At 69.3% G+C, this 3,888-nt stretch carries 4 protein-coding genes; all 4 read left to right on the forward strand.

Annotated elements, in window-relative coordinates; genetic code table 11:
• Positions 1–849, forward strand: an 849-nt coding sequence (locus ACFWGZ_RS40120; protein ID WP_382456822.1) for an ABC transporter permease, incomplete at its 5' end; no start/stop codon positions are given.
• Between the two features lie 5 nt (positions 850–854).
• Positions 855–1,772, forward strand: a complete 918-nt coding sequence (locus ACFWGZ_RS40125; RefSeq protein ID WP_382456823.1) for an ABC transporter permease — start codon at positions 855–857, stop codon at positions 1,770–1,772.
• A gap of 6 nt (positions 1,773–1,778) precedes the next feature.
• On the forward strand, positions 1,779–2,777 hold the full coding sequence (locus tag ACFWGZ_RS40130; protein ID WP_382456824.1) for an ABC transporter ATP-binding protein: 999 nt from the start codon (positions 1,779–1,781) through the stop codon (positions 2,775–2,777).
• Positions 2,774–3,880 carry an ABC transporter ATP-binding protein gene (locus tag ACFWGZ_RS40135; protein WP_382456825.1) on the forward strand — a complete coding sequence of 369 codons (1,107 nt, stop codon included), beginning with the start codon at positions 2,774–2,776 and terminating at the stop codon, positions 3,878–3,880. The genes ACFWGZ_RS40130 and ACFWGZ_RS40135 overlap by 4 nt, the downstream gene beginning before the upstream one ends.
• Positions 3,881–3,888: the final 8 nt, after the last annotated feature.

Genomic DNA, 3,888 nt, shown 5'->3' on the forward strand with positions numbered 1-3,888 from the left:
AAGCAGCTCGGCCTCGACCAACCGATCGTCGTCCAGTACTTCAAGTTCCTCGGTCGCGCGGCGACCGGGGACTTCGGCGTCTCCACGGGTGTTCAGCCCGGTGACTCGGCGCTCGACATCTTCCTGCAGAGGTTCCCGGCGACGCTCGAGCTGAGCTTCTTCGCGATCCTCATCGCGATCGCGATCGGCGTCCCGCTCGGGTACCTCGCCGCGAAGCGCCGCGGCGGCTGGTTCGACAACCTCAGCGTCGTCGGCTCGCTCATCGGTGTCGCCGTTCCGGTGTTCTTCCTGGCCTACGTGCTCAAGGGCGTCGCGTCGTCCTCGCTCGGACTGCCGTCCAGCGGTCGTCAGGACGCCATCGACGCCACGCGCGTCACCGGGTTCTTCACCCTCGACGGCATCATCACCGGCGAGTGGGACGCGACCTTCAACGCGCTGGAACACCTGGTCCTGCCCGCGATCGCGCTGGCCACGATCCCGTTCGCGGTGATCTTCCGGATCACCCGCGCGGCCGTCCTCGACGTGCTCGACGAGGACTTCGTGCGCACCGCCGAGTCGAAGGGCCTCACCGCCCCGGTGATCCGCCGCCGCCACGTGCTGCGCAACGCGATGCTGCCGGTCGTCACGACGATCGGTCTGCAGACGGGCGCACTGCTCTCCGGCGCGGTGCTCACCGAGAAGGTGTTCTCGTTCGCCGGTGTCGGCGAGGCGCTCGCCATCGGGTTCGAACGGCGCGACTACCCGGTGCTGCTGTTGCTGATCATCATGGCGACCATCGTCTACGTCGTGGTCAACCTGCTGGTCGACCTGTCGTACGCGCTCATCGACCCGCGCATCAGGACGAGGTGAGCGACGTGGTTCTCGGACTTTCCGCGAAGAAGGAAAAGATCGACGCGACCGCCGGCGTCTCGCTCGCGGCGAGCGCGTGGAAGCGGCTGCGGCGCAGCCCGGTGTTCCTCACCGGCGCGGTGATCATCGGCATCTTCATCCTGATCTCGCTGCTCTCCCCGTGGCTCGCCCCGCACGACCCGGCGAACCCGATGCTGATCGACCAGGTCGTGAAGGCGCGCAACGAGATCCCGCAGTCGCAGCCCGGTCACCCGCTCGGCGGCGACCTCCAGGGCCGCGACTTCCTGTCGCGTCTGCTGGTCGGCTCGCAGCAGACGCTGATCGTGGGTGTCGGCGCGACGCTGATCGGTCTCACGGGCGGCCTGATCCTGGGCACGCTCGCGGGCGCGCTCGGCGGCTGGGTCGACTCGGTCGTCATGCGCATCGTCGACGTCATGCTCTCGCTGCCGTCGCTGCTGCTCGCGTTCTCGATCGCGGCCATGTTCGCCCGGCCCAGCCAGTTCACGGTGATCCTCGCGGTCTCGATCGTGCAGATCCCGGTGTTCGCGCGGTTGCTCAGGGGCTCGATGCTCGCGCAACGGCACAGCGACCACGTGCTGGCGGCGACCGCGCTCGGCGTGAAGAAGGGCGCGATCGTGTTCCGGCACATGCTGCCGAACTCGCTCGGCCCGGTGATCGTCCAGTCCACGCTGGTGCTGGCCACCGCGATCATCGAGGCGGCGGCGCTGTCGTTCCTCGGTCTCGGCAACCCGGACGACCGGGTGCCGGAGTGGGGTCAGATGCTCGGCGACGTGCAGAAGGTGTTCGACACCCACCCGCACCTCGCCGCGTGGCCCGCGATCTGCATCATCATCGTCGCGCTCGGCTTCACGCTCATGGGCGAGACCCTGCGCGAAGCCCTCGACCCGAAGAACAGGCGGTGAGTCGTCGTGGCACTGCTCGAAGTTCGTGACCTCTCCGTCGTGTTCCAGCGCCGGGGCGAGGAACCGTTCCACGCGGTCGATGGCGTCAGCTTCGACGTCGAGCCCGGCCAGACGGTCGGCCTCGTCGGCGAGTCCGGCTGCGGCAAGTCGGTCACCTCGCTCGCGATCATGGGCCTGCTGCCCAAGCGCGGCGCGAAGATCACCGGCACCGTGTCCTACGACGGCACGGACCTGCTCAAGCTGTCGGACAAGGAGATGCGCGACCGCCGCGGCCGCGATCTCGGCATGGTCTTCCAGGACCCGCTGTCCTCGCTCAACCCCGTCGTCCCGATCGGCCTGCAGGTCACCGAGGTGCTCGAACGGCACCGCGGCATGCCCCGCAAGGAAGCGATGATCGAGGCGAAGGACCTGCTCGACAAGGTCGGCATCCCCGACCCGAACCGGCGGCTGAACGAGTACCCGCACCAGCTCTCCGGCGGAATGCGGCAGCGCGCGCTCATCGCGATCGCGCTGGCGTGCCGGCCGAAGCTGCTGATCGCGGACGAGCCGACGACGGCGCTGGACGTGACCATCCAGGCCCAGATCCTCACGCTGATGAAGGAACTGGTGCAGGACCTCGGCACCGCGCTCGTGATGATCACCCACGACCTGGGTGTCGTCGCGGGCCTGTGCGACGAGGTCAACGTGCTGTACGGCGGCAAGGTCGTAGAGAAGGCGTTGCGGCACAAGCTCTTCGCCGAGCCGCGCCACCCGTACACGCACGGCCTGCTCGCGTCCATCCCGCGGCTCGACGCCCCGCGCGGCGAGAAGCTGACGCCGATCAAGGGGTCCGTCGCGGACAACATCCCGTGGACGAGCGCCTGCGCGTTCGCGCCGCGGTGCCCGAACGCGCTGGACGTCTGCCGCACGGAGACGCCGGCCGAGGAAGACCAGCTGGGCCGCCTGCTCCGCTGCCACAACCCGGTGGTGCCGGGAACTCCCGCCGCCGAGGAGGTGCCGGTATGAGCGAGACCCTGGTGTCCGTCCAGGACATGAAGGTGCACTTCCCGATCAAGCGGGGCGTGTTCTTCGACCGCACCGTCGGCCACGTCTACGCGGTCGACGGCGTCGACCTCGAGATCAAGCGCGGCGAGACCTACGGGCTGGTCGGCGAGTCGGGCTGCGGCAAGTCCACCCTCGGGCGGGCGATGCTGCGGCTCAACGAGCCGACCGACGGCAAGATGATCTTCGACGGGCAGGACTTCTCGGCCCTGCAGGGCGAGGAGCTGCGCAAGATGCGGCGCCGGATCCAGATGGTGTTCCAGGACCCGCTGTCGTCGCTCGACCCGCGCCAGTCCGTCGAGTCGATCCTGGTCGAGGGCCTGCGGGCGCACGACCTCGACAAGGGCAAGGAGGAGACCAGCAAGCGCTTGCGCGAGCTGCTCTCCGCCGTGGGCCTGCCGACGTCGGCGCTGCGCAAGTACCCGCACGAGTTCTCGGGCGGTCAGCGCCAGCGCATCGGCATCGCCCGCGCACTGGCGCTGAACCCGGACCTGATCGTCGCCGACGAACCGGTGTCCGCGCTCGACGTGTCGGTGCAGGCCCAGGTCGTGAACCTGCTCGAGGAGCTCCAGGAGCAGTTCGGCCTGACCTACCTGGTGATCGCCCACGACCTCGCGGTCGTGAAGCACATCTCCGACCGGGTCGGCGTGATGTACCTCGGCGGCCTGGTCGAGGAGGCCACCTCCGAGGACCTCTACGCCGAGCCGCTGCACCCGTACACGCGGGCGCTGCTGTCGGCGATCCCGGTGCCCGACCCCGAGGTCGAGGACCGGCGCGAGCGGATCCTGCTCGCGGGTGACCTCCCGTCGCCCGCGAACCCGCCCACCGGCTGCCGGTTCCACACCCGGTGCCCGTGGCGGCAGGCGACCAAGTGCGACACGGACCGTCCCGTGCTGCGGGAGCTCAAGCCGGGCCACAAGGTGGCGTGCCACTGGGCCGAGCAGATCCAGTCCGGCGAGATCGGGCCGCACGAGGTGAAGCCGATCCTGATCGAGGAGGGCGACGGCCTGTCGCCCGACGTCCCGCTGGTGGGACCGGCCTCGGTGACCGAGGCGCTGAACCCGTAGAGCTGTCT

Origin of the sequence: Lentzea sp. NPDC060358 (genome assembly GCF_042725365.1) — a bacterium.
Taxonomy (GTDB): Bacteria; Actinomycetota; Actinomycetes; order Mycobacteriales; family Pseudonocardiaceae; genus Lentzea.